Genomic DNA, 16,851 nt, shown 5'->3' on the forward strand with positions numbered 1-16,851 from the left:
TCCCTCTCCCGTCCGCCGGGCGCCGGGGGCCCCCCCCGCGCCCGCGCCGGCCCTTCTGGCGTTCACCGCCCGGCGTGACGCCGGGACCGGGCCGGACGCCGAGGACCGGGTCACGAGAACCAGGTCAGACAGAGCAGGCCGGCCGGAGCCAGACCGGCCGGAGCCAGGAACGCGCCGCGGGCGCGGGAACACCCAGGAGAACGATCACCGTGCAGCTCGTCGTCGGCAGGATCGGCCGTGCCCACGGCATCAGGGGCGACGTCAGTGTCGAGGTCCGCACCGACGAACCCGAACTCCGGCTCGGACCGGGCGCCGTCCTGCTCACCGACCCGGCCTCCACAGGCCCGCTGACCGTCGAGTCCGGCAAGGTGCACAGTGGCCGGCTGCTGATCCGCTTCGCCGGCGTCAAGGACCGCAACGCCGCCGAGGCGCTGCGCGGCACCATGCTGATCGCCGAGGTCGACCCGGAGGAGAGCCCCGACGACCCGGACGAGTACTACGACCACCAGCTGATCGGCCTGGACGTGGTGCTCACCGACGGCACCCTGATCGGCGAGCTCTCCGAGGTCGTCCACCTGCCGTACCAGGACCTGCTCACGGTCACCCGGCCGGACGGCAGCGAGGTGCTGGTGCCGTTCGTCGAGCAGATCGTCCCCACCATCGACCTGGAGAACCAGCGCGCCGTGATCACGCCGCCGGCCGGGTTGATCGAACCGCTGGAGTCCGAGACGGACGCCGAGGCCGGCCCGGTCTCCGAGGCGGGTTCGGGCTCCGAGGGCGGCGAGGAGTCGGCGGGCGGTGCCGGGCGTGAGTGAGATGCGGATCGACGTCGTCACGATCTTCCCCGAGTACCTGGAGCCGCTGAACGTCTCCCTGGTCGGCAAGGCCCGGGCGCGCGGCCAGCTGGACGTGCACCTGCACGACCTGCGCAGCTGGACGACCGACGTGCACCGCACCGTCGACGACACCCCGTACGGCGGCGGCCCCGGCATGGTGATGAAGCCCGAGCCGTGGGGCGCCGCCCTGGACGCCGTGCTCGCGCAGGGGCCGGAGGGAGAGGTGCCGACCCTCGTCGTCCCGACCCCGAGCGGCCGCCCGTTCACCCAGGAGCTCGCCCAGGACCTGGCCGGCCGCTCCTGGCTGGCCTTCGCCCCGGCCCGGTACGAGGGCATCGACCGACGGGTCATCGAGGAGGCCGCCACCCGGATGCCGGTGGTCGAGGCGTCGATCGGCGACTACGTGCTGGCGGGCGGCGAGGTCGCCGTCCTGGTGATGGTCGAGGCCGTCGCCCGGCTGCTGCCCGGGGTGCTGGGCAACGCCGAGTCCCACCGGGACGACTCCTTCGCGCCCGGCGCCATGGCCGATCTCCTCGAAGGCCCCGTCTACACCAAGCCCGCCGAGTGGCGCGGCCGCGAGGTGCCGGAGGTGCTGCTCAGCGGCCACCACGGCAAGATCGCGCGCTGGCGCCGCGAGCAGGCCTTCGCCCGGACCCTGGCCAACCGGCCCGACCTGGTCGACCGCTGGCGGCTCGGCTCCTTCGACAAGAAGGAGCGCGAGGCGCTCAACCTGCTCGGCCTGGTCTGGGACGAGGAGGCCGGCCGATTTCGGTCGACGGCTGGGGCTGTGGAAGAATAGGCGACTGTTGTCTGTCGCTGGGCGTCCCCTTCGGGGTCGCCACGTGGCCCGACGCGCCCGCCACAGGGGGTTCGTCGCCAGTCCATGCGGCCCGCAGCACCATCCTTTCTCACGACTTCCGTGGACGGCCTGTGGCGTCTGCGATGGAGAGCACCATGAGCAACAAGCTCGCTGCTGTCGACGCGGCTTCGCTGCGGTCCGACATCCCGTCCTTCCGTCCGGGTGACACCCTCAAGGTCCACGTCCGGGTCATCGAGGGCAACCGCTCCCGCGTCCAGGTCTTCCAGGGCGTCGTCATCCGCCGTCAGGGCTCCGGCATCGGTGAGACCTTCACCGTCCGCAAGGTCAGCTTCAACGTCGGCGTGGAGCGCACCTTCCCGGTGCACACCCCGGTCGTCGAGAAGATCGAGGTCGTGACCCGCGGTGCCGTCCGCCGCGCCAAGCTGTACTACCTCCGTGACCTGCGCGGCAAGGCCGCGAAGATCAAGGAGAAGCGCGACAAGTGATCCGTCGTCCCGGTCCGCCGGGACACGGAGTCTCGGGCCGGGCGCACGCTCCCGGGCCGCAGGCCTTGGCGTTTCAGGCCCTGGGGATAGGCTCAGCCCGATGACCACGCACGAACCTTCCACGGACCGCGACGGATGGTCCGCACCCACCGGTGCGGACCATCCGGCGCGGTCCGTGGTCGTTCCCGCCGGTCCCGACCCGGATTCCGACCCGGATTCCGACCCGGATTCCGATTCGGAATCCGCCCCGGAACCGGCCCCGGAGAAGGACTCCGGCCGGGGCTGGGGCCGCGACCTCCTGCTGATCGGCGGGACGTGCCTGCTCCTGTTGCTCGTGGTGAACGCCTTCGTGGCACGGCCGTTCGCGGTGCCGTCCGGTTCGATGGAGAACACCCTCCGGCCCGGCGACCGGGTGGTGGCCAACGAACTCGCCTACGCCTTCGGCGGGCACGTACGGCGCGGCGACGTCGTTGTGTTCGACGGGACCGGTTCCTTCCTGCCGTACGCGGACGAGCCCTCGGCCGGCCGACGGCTGCTGGACCGCCTCGGACTCGCTCCGGGAGGCGACTCGGTGTTCGTGAAGCGGGTGATCGGCGTGGGCGGCGACAGGGTGACGTGCTGCGGATCGGACGGACGGCTCAGGGTGAACGGGGTACCGCTGGACGAGAGCGCCTACCTGGCGCCCGGGGACGCGCCGTCGCGCGTGCCCTTCGACGTGGTGGTGCCGGACGGACGGCTCTGGGTGATGGGAGACCACCGCAGCGACTCCCGTGACTCGCGTGACCACCTCGGTGAGCCCGGGGGCGGCTTCGTCCCGGAGTCCAGGGTGATCGGCCGCGCCGAGTGGGTGGTCTTCCCGTTCGGCCGCTGGACTTCGCTCGACCGGCCCGAGGCTTTCGCCGCAACAGGGGGGACTGGTGGCCATGGGCACCCGAGGTAGGGGCAGGACGATCGAGGCCGAGCCGGAGCAGGGCCGCCCCAGCACCCCGGTGCGCGGCCGGGCCGACCGGCGCCGGACTGCCCAGCGGGCCGCCCGCAGGCGGCGGCGTTCGCTGCTGCGCGAGATACCCCTGGTGGTGGTCGTCGCGCTGGTGATCGCACTGGTGCTGAAGACGTTCTTCGTCCAGGTCTTCGTCATCCCCTCGGGGTCGATGGAGGAGACCATCCAGATCGGCGACCGCGTCCTGGTGGACAAGCTCACGCCGTGGTTCGGCAACGAGCCGGGCCGGGGCGAGGTCGTGGTCTTCCGCGACCCCGGCGGCTGGCTGGAGAACGACCGCAACCCGTCCGACGACGGGCCGGTGGTCAAGAAGGTCAAGCAGGTCTTCTCCTCGGTGGGCCTGCTGCCCTCCGACAACGAGCACGACCTGATCAAGCGGGTCATCGGTGTCGCCGGCGACACCGTGGAGTGCTGCGACCCCCAGGGGCGGGTGAAGGTCAACGGCAACCCGGTGGACGAGCCCTACCTGGCACCGGGCAACGTGCCGTCCCGCCAGCCGTTCAAGGTCACCGTGCCCGCCGGGCGGCTGTGGGTGATGGGCGACCACCGCGACCTCTCGGCGGACTCCCGCTTCCACATGTCCAACCCCGGCAACGGCACCATCCCGGTGAGCAACGTCGTCGGCCGGGCCTTCCTCATCGCCTGGCCGCTGCCGAGGCTCGGTCAACTCGACGTGCCGACGTCACTCTCCTCGATCCGGGCCGGTTCGGCATCCGGATCCTCCCCGGTCACGCACGCGTCGACCGCACAGGCACCCGCCGCGGCGCTCCCCGCGCCGACCGGATTGGTCGGCCTTCCGCCGACTCCTGCGGAACCCTCGCTCGTTATGGGTGTGTTGGGCGTCCTTCCGTTCGCCGTCAGGCGGAGGTCGACCGGGCCACGGCGGACCCGCCGGTCCGGTTGATGGATCCGGCCGCCGTGTGGGAGCACGGGCGGGCCGATCGGGAGTGATAGAGAAGTGCTGGAATGCTCGGCGCATGGTCTCTCGTGACCTTCCCGGGTTCTCGGGTCGCCACCGGTGTCGGACGAGCCCTCTGCGGGCAGGCTGATGCGGGTCGACGGTCGGTTACGGAGCGTGGTGCCCGCTGTGCGGCACTGGTGAGCGCGGGCGCACGGGCGTCCGCACAGCAGGGAGGAGATGTCGTGGGGGATCTGGTGGTCGGTGCCCGCTCGGGCGCCCCGGAGCCCGAGGGCACGGGGGGCCGCGCGGTCCGGTCGGCCCAGTCCGGGCAAGCCGTGCAGCCCGCCGACGCGGGCACGGCTGCCGCCGCCGGCGGTAGGCTCGTCGGTGCCCCGAACGACGCGGAGGACGTGGTGAGCGAGGCCGCGGAGGAGAACGACACCGCGCAGGACAGCCCCGATCAGGCCGCCCGGCGGCCGCAGCGGCAGCGGTCGTTCTGGAAGGAACTGCCGATCCTGATCGGCATCGCGCTGATCCTGGCGCTGGTGATCAAGACCTTCTTCGTCCAGGCCTTCTCGATCCCGTCCGGCTCGATGGAGCAGACGCTGAAGATCGGCGACCGCGTCCTGGTCGACAAGCTGACCCCCTGGTTCGGATCCGAGCCGGAGCGCGGTGAGGTCGTGGTCTTCCACGACCCGGGCGGCTGGCTGAACGACGAGCCGACCCAGCAGAACAGCAACGCCTTCGTCCGCGGCATCCAGAACGTCTTCAGCTTCATCGGCCTGATGCCGTCGTCCAACGAGAAGGACCTCATCAAGCGGGTCATCGCGGTCGGCGGCGACACGGTCGAGTGCCAGGGCAGCGGGCCGGTCAAGGTGAACGGCGTCGCCCTGGACGAGCCGTACCTGTACCCCGGCAACACCCCGTGCGGCGAGAAGCCCTTCGGTCCGGTGAAGGTTCCGGAGGGGCGGATCTGGGTCATGGGCGACCACCGCGGCGACTCGCTGGACTCCCGCTACCACCAGGACCAGCCCGGTGGCGGCACGGTGCCGGTCAAGAACGTCGTCGGCCGCGCCTTCGTCGTCGCCTGGCCGATCGGCGACTGGTCCACCCTGCCGGTGCCGGACACCTTCGACCAGAAGGGCCTCTCCGCCTCCGCCCCGCTCCTGCCGCCGACGGCCGGGGCCGCTGCCGCCGTCCCGGCCGTCTGGTTGCTGCGCCGGAAGAAGCGCTGACCCGGGCGCCGGCATCGAAGCGGGTGCCGGTGCCGGAGTGACTGTCGGCCTGAGTGTCGACGCCGAGGCGGGCACCGAAGAGGGTGCCGGCACCGGAGCGGGGTGGGCGGGCCCCGGGAAACGATCCGCCGCCGACTCTTGCGCGAGCCGCGGTACCGACGAGTAATCTGCTCGGACGTGCCGCGGCTCGCCGGCTCTCCGGAGCCCGGTGCAGTGCCCGTACCGCAGGCGCGGACCACTCAGGGGCGAGCCGGCCGAGCCCGCACCGACCAGGAAGGTGCGACCGCGATGAGCAGTGTCACGGAGCGTCCGGCCACCGCGGCGACACCCCGCAGGCCCCGCCGGAGCATCGCCTCGCTGCTCCAGGGCGTCGCCATCGCCGTCGGCTTCGCGATGCTGGTCGGCGGATTCGCCTACCTCGCGCTGCAGTACCGGCCGTACCGCATCCCCACCACCTCCATGACGCCCACCCTGAAGAACGGCGACACCGTGCTCGCCCACCGGACGGACGGGGCGTCCGTCGGCCGCGGCGACATCGTCGTCTTCAGCGAACCGCTCTGGGGCGGCGCCACCATGGTCAAGCGGGTGGTCGCCGTGGGCGGCGACACCGTCGCCTGCTGCGGATCGGACGGGCGCCTCACCGTCAACGGCACCGCCGTCGACGAGCCCTACACCGACCAGCACCTCGGCCCCGGCGAGGGCTACCGCATCACCGTGCCCGAGGGCCGGATCTTCCTGCTCGGCGACTCCCGGTCGAACTCGCTCGACTCCCGCAGCCACCTCGACCTCGCGAGCGGTACCGTGGCCGCGACCGACGTGGTCGCCCGCGTCGAGGGCATCGTCTGGCCCTCCGACCGGACGGCCGCCGTGCCGCGGACCACCGCCTTCGACGACGTGAAGGGCCGGCCCGCCTCGGCGCACGGCCTGCTCGTCCCCGCCGCCTACGCGGCGGTCGGCGGCGGAGCCCTCGTCCTCGCGGCTGGCGCCGCCGGCTGGGCGGTGTCGATCGTCCGCTGGGTCGGCCGACGCACCCGCCGCTGACACGGGCCGCTGTGGGCCCCGGAACCAGGAGGTGAGCGGATTGGCCGCCCTGCGCCGCCGCGCCGCCCGCGTGCTGCTGCTGGACCGCAGCGACCGGGTGCTGCTCCTGCGCGGGCTCGACCCGGCTGTCCCCGGCACCACGTGGTGGATCACCCCGGGCGGCGGGCTGGAGCCGGGCGAGGGCCTGCGCGAGGCGGCCCTGCGCGAGCTCGCCGAAGAGATCGGCCCGGCCGAGGTGGAGCTGGGGCCCGTCGTCGCGTACGGCACGGTGACGTTCTCCTTCCAGGGGCAGGCGTACGAGCAGGAGCAGTGGTTCCACCTGGCCCGGACCGAGGCCGAGCCGGACGCCTTCGGCCTCGCCGCCGCGGGGACGGGCGCCACCGGCCCGGCGACCGCCGGCGACGGCGAGCACGCGCTGCTGCTCGCCGCCCGCTGGTGGACGGTCGAGGAACTCCGCGGCACCGCCGAGACGGTCTACCCGGCGGGCTTGGCCGAGCTGGTCGAACAGCTGGTCGCGCAAGGCCCGCCAGTCCCACCGGTACGGCTTTGACGGCGGGTGCGGTGGTCCACAATGGGGTGGACGTGACGAGTGAGGGGACGCCTGGATGAGTGCCGAAGACCTCGAGAAGTACGAGACCGAGATGGAGCTCAAGCTCTACCGGGAGTACCGGGACGTCGTCGGACTCTTCAAATTCGTGATCGAGACCGAGCGGCGGTTCTACCTCACGAACGACTACGACCTGCAGGTCCACTCGGTGCAGGGCGAGGTGTTCTTCGAGGTGTCGATGGCGGATGCGTGGGTCTGGGACATGTACCGGCCGGCCAGGTTCGTCCGCAAGGTGCGGGTCCTGACCTTCAAGGACGTCAACATCGAGGAGCTGGCGAAGAGCGACCTGGAGCTGCCGTCCGACGACGCGTCGTTCGGGAACTGAACGGCGAGGCGACCGGCGAGGCCACCGGGGACGCGACCGGGGAAGCACCTGCTGCGCCGACCGGGACCGCGGATGCGTCGGCCGACAGCGACCGGCGGCATCGGCTGTCGGCAGCGGGCAGCGCCGCGTCCGGAGCACCGAGCATGGACGGGTCGATCGCCCCGTGTCCAGAGCGGCTCCGCAAAGCCACCCCTGCGAGGGACCCGGGTTGTCCACAGGCCCGAGTTGTCCACAGGTCCTGACACCGCGGCGCTCCCGCCACGGCCCGCACGGCAACCTCCGTGGCACGGAGGTGATGGCCGTGCAGAGTTCCAACAACGGTCTCGGCCGCTACGGCGAAGAAGTGGCCGCCCGCAGGCTCGCCCACGAGGGCCTGCACATCCTCGAACGCAACTGGCGGTGCGCCGAGGGTGAACTCGACATCGTCGCGCTGGACGGCGACACCCTCGCGATCTGCGAGGTCAAGACGCGTTCGGAACGCGCGTTCCAGCAGCCCACCGAGGGCATCGACCGGCCGAAGGCCGACCGGCTGCGCAGACTCGCCGAGCGCTGGCTCGCCGAACGCTGGCCCACCTACTTCGAACTGCTCGCCGAGCGGGTGACGTACGTGCCCCAGGGCGACGGACTGCTCGTGCCCTCGGCCGCATCGGCCCACTCGACCCCCTCGACCTCGGTCGGGCTCCCGCTGCCGGACCTTCCGGACCGGGATCCGGTGGACCTGGACCATGCTGCGGGTGCGGGTGCGGGTGCGGGTGCGGGTGCGGGTGTGCGGCCGAGGATGAAGGCCGCGAAACGCACCGGGAAGGCGGCCCGGGAGCACCCCGAGCCACATGACGCGGCACAGACCGACGAGCAGTCCGAGCCACAGTCCGAGCCACAGTCCGAGCCGCCGGACGAGCGGGCAGCCGAGCGCCCGGCCGGCGGGAAGGGCCGGGCCCGGAAGCGGACCGCGGCGAAGCGTGGCGGCACCGCCGCCTCGGACGCAGCAGCCCTCGGCACCGGTCTGCCGCCGCCACCACCGCCCGGCGGCGTCCGCATCGATCTGGTGGCCGTCGTCAACCGGGCCAAGGGCGCGGCCCTGGTCGAGCATCTCCGAGGGGCGCTCTGACATGACCTTCGCCCGTACCTGTTCGGTCGCGCTCGTCGGTGTCGACGGCGTAGTGGTCGAGGTCCAGGCCGACCTCGAACCCGGCGTGGCCGCATTCACGCTGGTCGGCCTGCCCGACAAGGCGCTCTCGGAGGCCCGCGACCGCGTCCGCGCCGCGGTCGTCAACAGCGGCGAGAGCTGGCCGCAGCGCAAACTCACCGTCGGCCTCAGCCCGGCCTCCGTGCCCAAGAGCGGCAGCGGCTTCGACCTGGCCGTCGCCTGCGCCGTACTGGCAGCCGCGGACCGGATCGACCCGGCCGCCATCGCCGAACTCCTCATCATCGGCGAACTCGGCCTGGACGGCCGGGTCCGGCCCGTCCGGGGCGTCCTGCCGTCCGTCCTGGCAGCCGCCGACGCGGGATACCGCCAGGTCGTCGTGGCGGAGCAGACCGCGGCCGAAGCCTCGCTCGTACCGGGCGTCTCGGTGATGGGCGTCCGCAGCCTGCGCCAACTGATCGCAGTGCTCACCGACGCACCCCCACCCGACGACGAGCCCGACACGCTCGTCGGCCGGCCGAACCCGTTGCTGGCCGGGCTGCTGCTGCCCGGCATCGGTGTGCGCGACATCGCCGCGGAGAACACGATCCGGCCCGACCTCGCGGACGTCGCCGGTCAGTACGAGGCCCGCCACGCCCTGGAGATCGCGGCCGCCGGAGGCCACCACCTCTACCTGAAGGGGCCACCCGGAGCCGGCAAGACCATGCTGGCCGAGCGCCTGCCCGCCCTGCTCCCGCCGCTCACCGAGAAGGAGGCGCTGGAGGTGACGGCCGTGCACTCGGTCGCCGGACTGCTGCCGCCCAACCGGCCGCTCATCGACAGCCCGCCCTACTGCGCGCCGCACCACTCCACGACGATGCCCGCCATCGTCGGCGGCGGCAGCGGGATGCCCCGACCCGGTGCCGTCTCCCTGGCCCACCGCGGGGTGCTCTTCCTGGACGAGGCGCCGGAGTTCCCGGTGCGCGTCCTCGACGCACTGCGCCAACCGCTGGAGTCGGGCGAGGTGATGATCGCCCGCGCCGCCGGGTCCATGCGCATGCCGGCCCGGTTCCTGCTCTGCCTGGCGGCCAACCCGTGCCCCTGCGGTCGCCACTCGATCCGCGGCGAGGGCTGCGAGTGCACCCCGACGATGGTCAACCGGTACCAGGCCCGGCTCTCCGGCCCCCTGCTGGACCGCGTCGACCTCCAGGTCCAGGTCTCCTCCGTCTCGCGGGCCGAACTGATGACCCGCGACAACTCGGCGGAGTCCACCGACGTCGTGGCCGCCCGGGTGCTGGCCGCCCGCCACCGCGCGGCCGCTCGGCTGGCCGAGACCCCCTGGCGCACCAACGCGGAGGTCCCCGGCCACGAACTGCGGACGCGCTGGCGACTGCAGCCCGACGCGCTCACCGACGCCGAACGAGACCTGGAGCGGGGACTGCTGACGGCCCGCGGGCTCGACCGGGTGCTCCGGGTGGCGTGGACGATCGCCGACCTCTCGGGCCGCGACCGACCCGGCCGGTCCGACGTCCGGACGGCGCTCGCCCTGCGGACGGGCGTGCACCGCGGCCCGACGGCCGAGCGCCCGCGACTCCCGCGCGACACCCACCACGACCACGGCGACTGCATCGCCGACCCGTGACCGCCCCGCCGGCCGGACCGGCCCCGGAAGGCACACGGCACGGCACACGGCACACGGCACACAAAACATCGACACATCGACACATCAACCGAGGACCAAGGACCGAGGAGTCCAGCATGGACAGCACCAGCAGCACCTCCACGAGTCCGCCCCGCACGACCGACACCGAGGACGTCCGTCCGGCCAGGTGCCCACCGGGTGACGCGGCGCGGGCGTCGCCGCCCGGGGGAGGCCCGGCTCCGTCACCCGAGCGCCTGGCCCGAGCGGCCCTCACCCGGCTGATCGAGCCCGGTGACGCGGTGATGGGGCGCTGGCTCGCCGAACTCGGGGCCACCACGGTGGTCGACGTCGTCCGGGGCCGGCTGCACCCCGGTCCGTACGGCCTCGACCCGGGCCGGGTCGGTGACTACCGGGCCCGCTGCGCGGCGCTCGATCCCGTCGCGGACCTCCGCCTCGTCCAGGCGCACGGCGGACGGTTCATCATTCCGGGCGACCCCGAATGGCCCAGCCAGCTGGACGACCTCCGGGAGGGCCGTCCGGTCGGCCTCTGGGTGCGGGGCACCGGGTCGCTCCGGTTGCTGGCGCTGCGTTCCGTCGCCCTGGTGGGCTCCCGGGCATGCACCGCCTACGGCGCGCACGTCGCCGGCGAGATCGCCTCGCAACTGGCCGAACGCGGCTGGGTGGTGGTCTCCGGCGGCGCCTACGGGATCGACTCGGCCGCCCACCGGGGCGCCCTCGCCGTCGGCGGCGCCACCGTCGGCGTCCTCGCCTGCGGGGTCGACATGAGCTACCCGCCCGGGAACACCGAACTGATCCGCCGCATCTCCGAGCAGGGGCTGCTGGTCAGCGAACTGGCACCGGGAGTCCATCCCAACCGCTTCCGGTTCGTCCTGCGGAACCGCGTCATAGCGGCGCTCACCCGTGGCACGGTCGTCGTCGAGGCGGCCGTCCGCAGCGGCGCCCTGAGCACCGCCCGCCGGGCGCGGGACCTCAACCGGCACACGATGGGCGTCGCCGGCCCCGTCACCTCGGAGCTGTCCGCCGGTGTGCACGCGCTGATCCGCAGCGGCGGCGCCACGCTGGTGACCGACGCGTCCGACATCGCCGAACTCGTCGGAGCGATCGGCGACGACCTCGCACCACCCCGCTCCGGCCCGGTCCTCCCGCGGGACCTGCTGGAGCCGTCGGTGGCCCGGGTGCTGGAGGCCGTCCCCGGCTGTGCGGACGGAGCGCCGGTCGACCGACTCGCCCGGGAGGCGGGACTTTCTCCGGACGCCGTGCTGCAGCATCTGTACGAGTTGGTCTCGCTCGGCTACGTCGAGCGATTCGGCGCCCACTGGCGGCTCGTCAGGCGCCGTTGAGGGTCGCGACACGCACCGGCGCGCGTCGCGGGCACGCGCCGGGTGGGCCACCGGATCGGGCGACGACCGAGTGGCGGTAGCACACCGCAGCGACGTGGTCACGCTACGCTCCCTTGTGGCTTCCCTATCAGCACATGACTCGGCAGAACGGCGCAGACCAACGCATGCCCACAAACATTCCGGGACACAGGGTGACCGGTGACGCCCGGTCTGCGGGAAGGGCTGGGGCCGGGGCCCGTCCCGCGGCGGACCTCGGACCCCAGGGGCCGACGCTGTTGAACCCCGCCCGGTCGCCCGGCCAGACCCGCGTGCCGGGTCGGCCGCTCTCACCAGGCCAGCAGGAGACCCGCAGCGCAACAGCCCCGCCCACCGCACCCGCGCGGTCCGGGCCTGCGGCGCCCGCGCCCTCCGCAGCGCACCCTGCTCCGTCCGCCCCGGCGCACCCGTTGGTGCCGCGCGCCCCCATGGGCCCGCCTGCGACGGCGGAAGCCCAAGGAGCGGTCGGGCCGGCCGTCCCCGAGACTTCTGCCCGACCGTCGGCCCTCCCGCACACCGTGCCCACCACGCACGAGCGGCCGGCCGGCCCACCGGTGGCCCCGGAGGCGGCCTGCGGTCCGCAGTCGCACGGGCGGTATCGCGAGGAGCAGATCGACCGGACGGGCCGTACGGACGAGGCTCAGCGAGCTGCCGCCCGCCAGCCCTACCCGGAGGCGCGTCCCGACCAGCGCCGCGCCGCCGAGGGCAGCACCGGTGGGCGGTCCGCCCGGGGCGGGGCGCGGCGGACCGATCCGTACGAAGCCGAGCCGAGCCACTCCCACGTCCATGCCCGTGCCGACCAGCCCCCGCCGTCGAGGAGCGTGCCGGCCAGGAGCGGACCGGCGGCACCGGGCGGGGAACGGCCCTGGCCGATCGCCCGCCGGGCCGGAGCCGACGGCGCCGCGCCCCCCGGTGGTTCCGGAGGCGCGGACCGGACGGCGGCCCGGCGGCTCCCCGGCCCCGTGCGCCCGGTTCCGGCGCCCCCGGCCGGCGGGGGAGGAGGGCACGAGCGGGTGCCGGACGGCGTGGAGACCGTCGGCCGGCCGGTGGCACCCCGGGAGCCCGCCCGTCCGGAGTCGGCGACGCCCGTCCCGGTGCCCGCACCGACATCGCCCGCACCGACATCAGGGTCGACACCGCCGGCTTCACCACCAGCTTCACCGCAGGCATCAGCACCGGGATCGACCTCGGGCGCCGCAGCGGAGTCCGGCCAGGTGGACGGAGTGCGGACGGAGGCCGACGGCCACCGCCCGACCCTCCCCGAGCCGGGCACCCCGGCGGCGCCCCACCCGGAGGTGACGACCCCCAAGTCGGTGCCGTCCCCCGTCAAGCCACCCGTTGCGCCCGCCGCGGCTGCCCAGCCCGCGCCACAACCCGCAGTGCCGACCTCCGGGCGGCTCGGACAGCAGGCATCGGCCGGCCGTGCGGCGAAGGCCTCCGGTGAACGCAGCGCGTTGGAGATGCTCTGGCGTTCCTACAAGGAGTCGGGGGACCCGCGGCTCCGCGAGCAGCTGATCCTGCATTACTCGCCGCTGGTCAAGTACGTGGCGGGCCGGGTGGGTGTCGGCCTGCCGGCCAACGTGGAGCAGGCCGACTTCGTGTCCTCCGGCGTGTTCGGGCTGATCGACGCGATCGAGAAGTTCGACATCGATCGCGCTATCAAGTTCGAGACCTACGCGATCAGCCGGATCCGTGGGGCGATCATCGACGAACTCCGCGCCCTCGACTGGATCCCCCGGTCGGTGCGGCAGAAGGCCAAGACCGTCGAGCGGACGTACGCCACCCTGGAGGCCCGGCTGCGGCGCACGCCGCACGAGCCCGAAGTGGCCGCCGAGATGGGCATCACGCTGGAGGACCTCCACGCGATCTTCAGCCAGTTGTCGCTCGCCAACGTCATGGCCCTCGACGAGTTGATCCACCCCATCGGGGAGAGCGGCGACGCCCTCACCCTGATGGACACCCTGGAGGACACCGGCGCGGACAACCCGGTCGAGATCGCGGAGGACCGCGAGCTGCGCCGCCTGCTCGCCACCGCGGTCAACACCCTGCCCGAACGGGAGAAGACGGTGGTGACGCTCTACTACTACGAGGGCCTCACCCTGGCGGAGATCGGTCAGGTGCTCGGAGTGACCGAGAGCCGGGTCAGCCAGATCCACACCAAGTCGGTGTTGCAACTGAGGGCGAAGCTCTCCGACGTCCGCTGACCCGGTCGGCCAGCTGCTCCGCGGACGGTCGAGGGACGACTTCGGCCCGCAGGCCCGCGCCGGATCGGCTCTGACCGAGCGGGCCCGACCGCACCGCACCGCACCGGACGGGATCGAGCGGATCGGGTCGGGCACCACCGGATGGGACGGCACCGTGCCGGGACACGGCGCGCGGGTCGGGCCGTGCGCCGGGGACGTCGGGGGGTTCGCGTGGTGGCGGTCGGCGCTGCCGTAAGGCTCCGTAGAGTAGGAGTGTGCCGAAGATCAGGGCCGCCACGGTGGCCGAGCATCGCCAGTTGCAGCGGGCTGCGCTCCTGGACGCCGCCCGCCTGCTGCTCGCCGAGGGCGGCCGGGAGGCGCTGACCTTCGCGGCCCTCGCCGCCCGGACCGGGCTGGCCCGGTCTTCCGTGTACGAGTACTTCCGCTCCCGGGCTGCCGTGGTGGAAGAGCTCTGCGCGGCCGACCTCCCGCTGTGGACCGCCGAGATCGAGGCGGGGATGGCCGTGTGCGACAACGCCCGCGGCCGGCTGGAGGCGTACATCCGCGGGCAACTGCACCTGGCGGCCGATCCACGGCACCTCGCGGTGACGGCGATCTCCGAAGTGGAACTGGACGACGCTGCCCGGGAGCGCATCCGGGCGGCGCACAGCGGTCTGGTCACGCTGGTCGTCGACGCCCTGGCCGAGCTGGGCCACGTGAACCCCCGCCTTGCCGCGCTGTTGCTGCAGGGCGTGATCGACACGGCCTCGCGCCAGACGGAGCGGGCCACCCCGGAGGAGGCCGTGGCGATCGCCGATGCGGCCGTCGCCCTGGCGCTGGACGGGCTGGCGGGCGGCGACCGAAGATAGGCCGGCCCGGGGCCCGCACCTCGATCGGCAGCCCGTCGCGTGCGGCCGGCTGTCGAACCCCGGCAGCCGGGTCCGCGCGGGGGAGCCGTCCTCCGGGGACGCCGACCCGGATCCCCGGCTCGCCGTCACCGACCGACCGCCGCCAACGCCGGAGGCGTGGTGGTCGAGCGGAAGCAGCCGGACGCGGCCGGTGCCGAGCAGGGCGAGCGGGTCGAGGTACCGGGGGCCGCGCAGCAGTCCCCAGTGCAGGCAGTTCCCGGCAGGGCAGTGGTGGCCGCTGTCGGCGAGGTTCCCGATCACCTCACCCGCCCCGACGGCAGTGCCCGCGGCGACCGAGCCCTCGACCGGCAGGTAGGTCGTCCTCAACGGGGGATTCCCGGAAGCGGGGTGGGTGACCGTCACCACCGGTCGTCCGGCCACCGATCCGGCGAAGGAGACGACGCCGGGAGCGGCGGCCCGGACCGGCGCGCCGACAGGCGCCGCCACGTCGACGCCCCGGTGCCCGGCCGCCCAGAGGGCAGCCGGCGGCTCGAACCGGCGGAGCAGCGCACCTGGCCCGCCCACCGGCCAGGCCCGACCGGCACCGGGGGCGCGGCGGAAGGCGCGATCGCCGGTCGGTGCCCGGCCGTCCTGTGAGGCCGGCGCACCGACCGGTCCGGGCGCGCCCACCGGTCGGACCGCTCCGGTCGATGCGGCCGCATCCGACCGCCCGGCCCGAAGGGCGCCGACCTCGGACCGGGGCGGCGGAAGCATCAAGGTGACGGTGCCGGCCAGCATCAGCGCGAGCAACAGCCCACCTCGCGTGTCCGGGGGCAACCCCGGAGGCAGCCTCGGCGGCAACCCCGGAGGCGGCGCCCCGGTCGCCCCCGGGGACGGCCGCAGCAGGCCGGGCACCCGCAGCAGACCCGGCACCCGCAGCCTCGCCATCAGCAGCGATCTCCGGAACAGGGTCCGCCACGGGAACGAGCACCGGCGCAGCAGGAGGATCGGAGGACCGATCGGACGGTGGTTCATGCCGGCCAGGCTGGCCCCCGCAGGAGCGCCCCGAGCACCGCACCGCAGGACCTGTGGACAACCCCGCCCTGTGGACAACCGCTGTCACCCGGCCGGGTGAACAACTCCGGTCCGCCGGGGAGCGCCGTCCGGCCGGGAGTGAACGCCGTCCCACGTCCCGCTGAACTGATCCCCGCTCACCCCTGTCCGCCCGGGTGCTCCCGGCGCCGGAGTCGCCCGCAACTCGGGCCTTCCCGTACACTTCACACGCGACCCGGTCCACCGGGTCGACTTCGCACGCCCCGCCACCGGTGGAGCGGCCGCCCCGCAAGGGGTCGGCGTGGTCTCCGTCCGGTGCGAGTGCCGCTCGGTCCGCCGAGCCTGCCGGCCCAGTGCCGTCCAGGCCGCGGCGGCTTGGCACGCCCGGGGCGTCAGGCGTGGTGGTCACCCGGCCGCCGCGGACACAACCGAGAGACCCGGTTCCCCGTCTCCTCCGCGGAGCGGCTCGCCGGGCGCAAAACCTGAGGAGCACGGCCATGGCCGTCGTCACGATGCGGGAGCTGCTGGAGAGCGGCGTCCACTTCGGTCACCAGACCCGTCGTTGGAACCCGAAGATGAAGCGCTTCATCTTCACGGAGCGCAACGGCATCTACATCATCGACCTCCTGCAGTCGCTGAACTACATCGACCGCGCCTTCGAGTTCGTCAAGGAGACCGTTGCCCACGGCGGCAGCATCCTCTTCGTCGGCACCAAGAAGCAGGCCCAGGAGGCCATCGCCGAGCAGGCCACCCGCGTGGGCATGCCCTACGTGAACCAGCGCTGGCTCGGCGGCATGCTGACCAACTTCTCGACCGTCTACAAGCGTCTGCAGCGCCTCAAGGAGCTCAGCGAGATCGACTTCACGGATGTGGCCGGTTCCGGCCTCACCAAGAAGGAGCTCCTGGTCCTCCAGCGTGAGTACGACAAGCTGGAGAAGACCCTCGGCGGTATCCGCGACATGCAGCGCGTTCCCAGCGCCGTCTGGATCGTGGACACCAAGAAGGAGCACATCGCGGTCGGCGAGGCCCGGAAGCTCAACATCCCGGTCGTCGCCATCCTCGACACCAACTGCGACCCGGACGAGGTCGACTACAAGATCCCGGGCAACGACGACGCGATCCGCTCCGTCACCCTGCTGACCCGTGTGATCGCCGACGCCGTCGCCGAGGGCCTGAAGTCCCGCGCCGGTGTCGCCAAGGGCGACACGAAGGCCGAGCCGGGCGCCGACCAGCCGCTGGCCGACTGGGAGAAGGACATCCTCGAGGGCCAGAAGGCCGCCGAGGCCCCCGCCGCCGAGGCTCCGGCCGCCGAGGCTCCGGCCGCCGAGGCTCCGGCCGCCGAGGCTCCGGCCGCC

At 73.4% G+C, this 16,851-nt stretch carries 14 protein-coding genes and 2 pseudogenes; 15 read left to right on the forward strand and 1 reads right to left on the reverse strand.

Annotated elements, in window-relative coordinates; all coding sequences use genetic code 11:
• Positions 1-209: 209 nt before the first annotated feature.
• The 14 genes and pseudogenes from rimM (at position 210) to ABZ641_RS11200 (ending at position 14,464) form a co-directional block, all read left to right on the forward strand.
• Positions 210-815, forward strand: coding sequence for a ribosome maturation factor RimM (gene rimM / locus ABZ641_RS11135; protein ID WP_344625133.1), 606 nt, complete (start codon positions 210-212; stop codon positions 813-815).
• A gap of 1 nt (position 816) precedes the next feature.
• Positions 817-1,635 (forward strand): tRNA (guanosine(37)-N1)-methyltransferase TrmD, encoded by an 819-nt coding sequence (trmD, locus tag ABZ641_RS11140; protein WP_344625147.1) that lies wholly within the window; start codon positions 817-819, stop codon positions 1,633-1,635.
• A gap of 155 nt (positions 1,636-1,790) precedes the next feature.
• Positions 1,791-2,141, forward strand: a complete 351-nt coding sequence (gene rplS, locus ABZ641_RS11145) for a 50S ribosomal protein L19 (protein ID WP_344625132.1) — start codon at positions 1,791-1,793, stop codon at positions 2,139-2,141.
• Between the two features lie 100 nt (positions 2,142-2,241).
• Entirely contained in the window at positions 2,242-3,081 is an 840-nt protein-coding gene (gene lepB, locus ABZ641_RS11150) for a signal peptidase I (RefSeq protein WP_359980893.1), read from the forward strand.
• Entirely contained in the window at positions 3,065-4,045 is a 981-nt protein-coding gene (lepB, locus tag ABZ641_RS11155; protein WP_344625146.1) for a signal peptidase I, read from the forward strand. Before lepB (ABZ641_RS11150) ends, lepB (ABZ641_RS11155) begins: the two co-directional genes overlap by 17 nt.
• 239 nt (positions 4,046-4,284) lie before the next feature.
• Positions 4,285-5,277 carry a signal peptidase I gene (gene lepB, locus ABZ641_RS11160; RefSeq protein ID WP_344625130.1) on the forward strand — a complete coding sequence of 331 codons (993 nt, stop codon included), beginning with the start codon at positions 4,285-4,287 and terminating at the stop codon, positions 5,275-5,277.
• 288 nt (positions 5,278-5,565) lie between these two features.
• Complete coding sequence (lepB, locus tag ABZ641_RS11165) at positions 5,566-6,318, forward strand: signal peptidase I (protein ID WP_359980896.1); 753 nt, start codon at positions 5,566-5,568, stop codon at positions 6,316-6,318.
• Positions 6,319-6,349: 31 nt separating this feature from the next.
• Positions 6,350-6,868, forward strand: coding sequence for an NUDIX domain-containing protein (locus ABZ641_RS11170; RefSeq protein ID WP_344625128.1), 519 nt, complete (start codon positions 6,350-6,352; stop codon positions 6,866-6,868).
• Positions 6,869-6,923: 55 nt separating this feature from the next.
• A complete protein-coding gene (locus tag ABZ641_RS11175; RefSeq protein WP_030275680.1) occupies positions 6,924-7,250 on the forward strand; it encodes a DUF2469 domain-containing protein in 327 nt (108 codons plus the stop codon).
• Between the two features lie 295 nt (positions 7,251-7,545).
• A pseudogene (locus ABZ641_RS11180) lies at positions 7,546-7,803 on the forward strand (YraN family protein); the annotation flags it as partial.
• 556 nt (positions 7,804-8,359) lie between these two features.
• Complete coding sequence (locus ABZ641_RS11185; protein ID WP_359980899.1) at positions 8,360-10,015, forward strand: YifB family Mg chelatase-like AAA ATPase; 1,656 nt, start codon at positions 8,360-8,362, stop codon at positions 10,013-10,015.
• A 116-nt stretch (positions 10,016-10,131) separates the two neighbouring features.
• Positions 10,132-11,376, forward strand: a complete 1,245-nt coding sequence (gene dprA, locus ABZ641_RS11190; protein ID WP_359980902.1) for a DNA-processing protein DprA — start codon at positions 10,132-10,134, stop codon at positions 11,374-11,376.
• 1,415 nt (positions 11,377-12,791) lie between these two features.
• Positions 12,792-13,616 (forward strand): RNA polymerase sigma factor WhiG, encoded by an 825-nt coding sequence (gene whiG, locus ABZ641_RS11195; RefSeq protein ID WP_359980908.1) that lies wholly within the window; start codon positions 12,792-12,794, stop codon positions 13,614-13,616.
• A 278-nt stretch (positions 13,617-13,894) separates the two neighbouring features.
• Positions 13,895-14,464, forward strand: a complete 570-nt coding sequence (locus ABZ641_RS11200; protein WP_344625144.1) for a TetR family transcriptional regulator — start codon at positions 13,895-13,897, stop codon at positions 14,462-14,464.
• Between the two features lie 267 nt (positions 14,465-14,731).
• On the opposite strand, the pseudogene ABZ641_RS11205 reads toward ABZ641_RS11200, so the two are convergent.
• Positions 14,732-15,478, reverse strand: a pseudogene (locus ABZ641_RS11205) (M23 family metallopeptidase); the annotation flags it as partial.
• Positions 15,479-15,993: 515 nt separating this feature from the next.
• Here ABZ641_RS11205 and rpsB point away from each other — a divergent pair.
• Positions 15,994-16,851: 30S ribosomal protein S2 (rpsB, locus tag ABZ641_RS11210; RefSeq protein WP_359980905.1), on the forward strand; the 858-nt coding region annotated here is incomplete at its 3' end.

Origin of the sequence: Kitasatospora sp. NPDC007106 (assembly GCF_040634455.1) — a bacterium.
Lineage (GTDB): Bacteria > Actinomycetota > Actinomycetes > Streptomycetales > Streptomycetaceae > Kitasatospora > Kitasatospora arboriphila.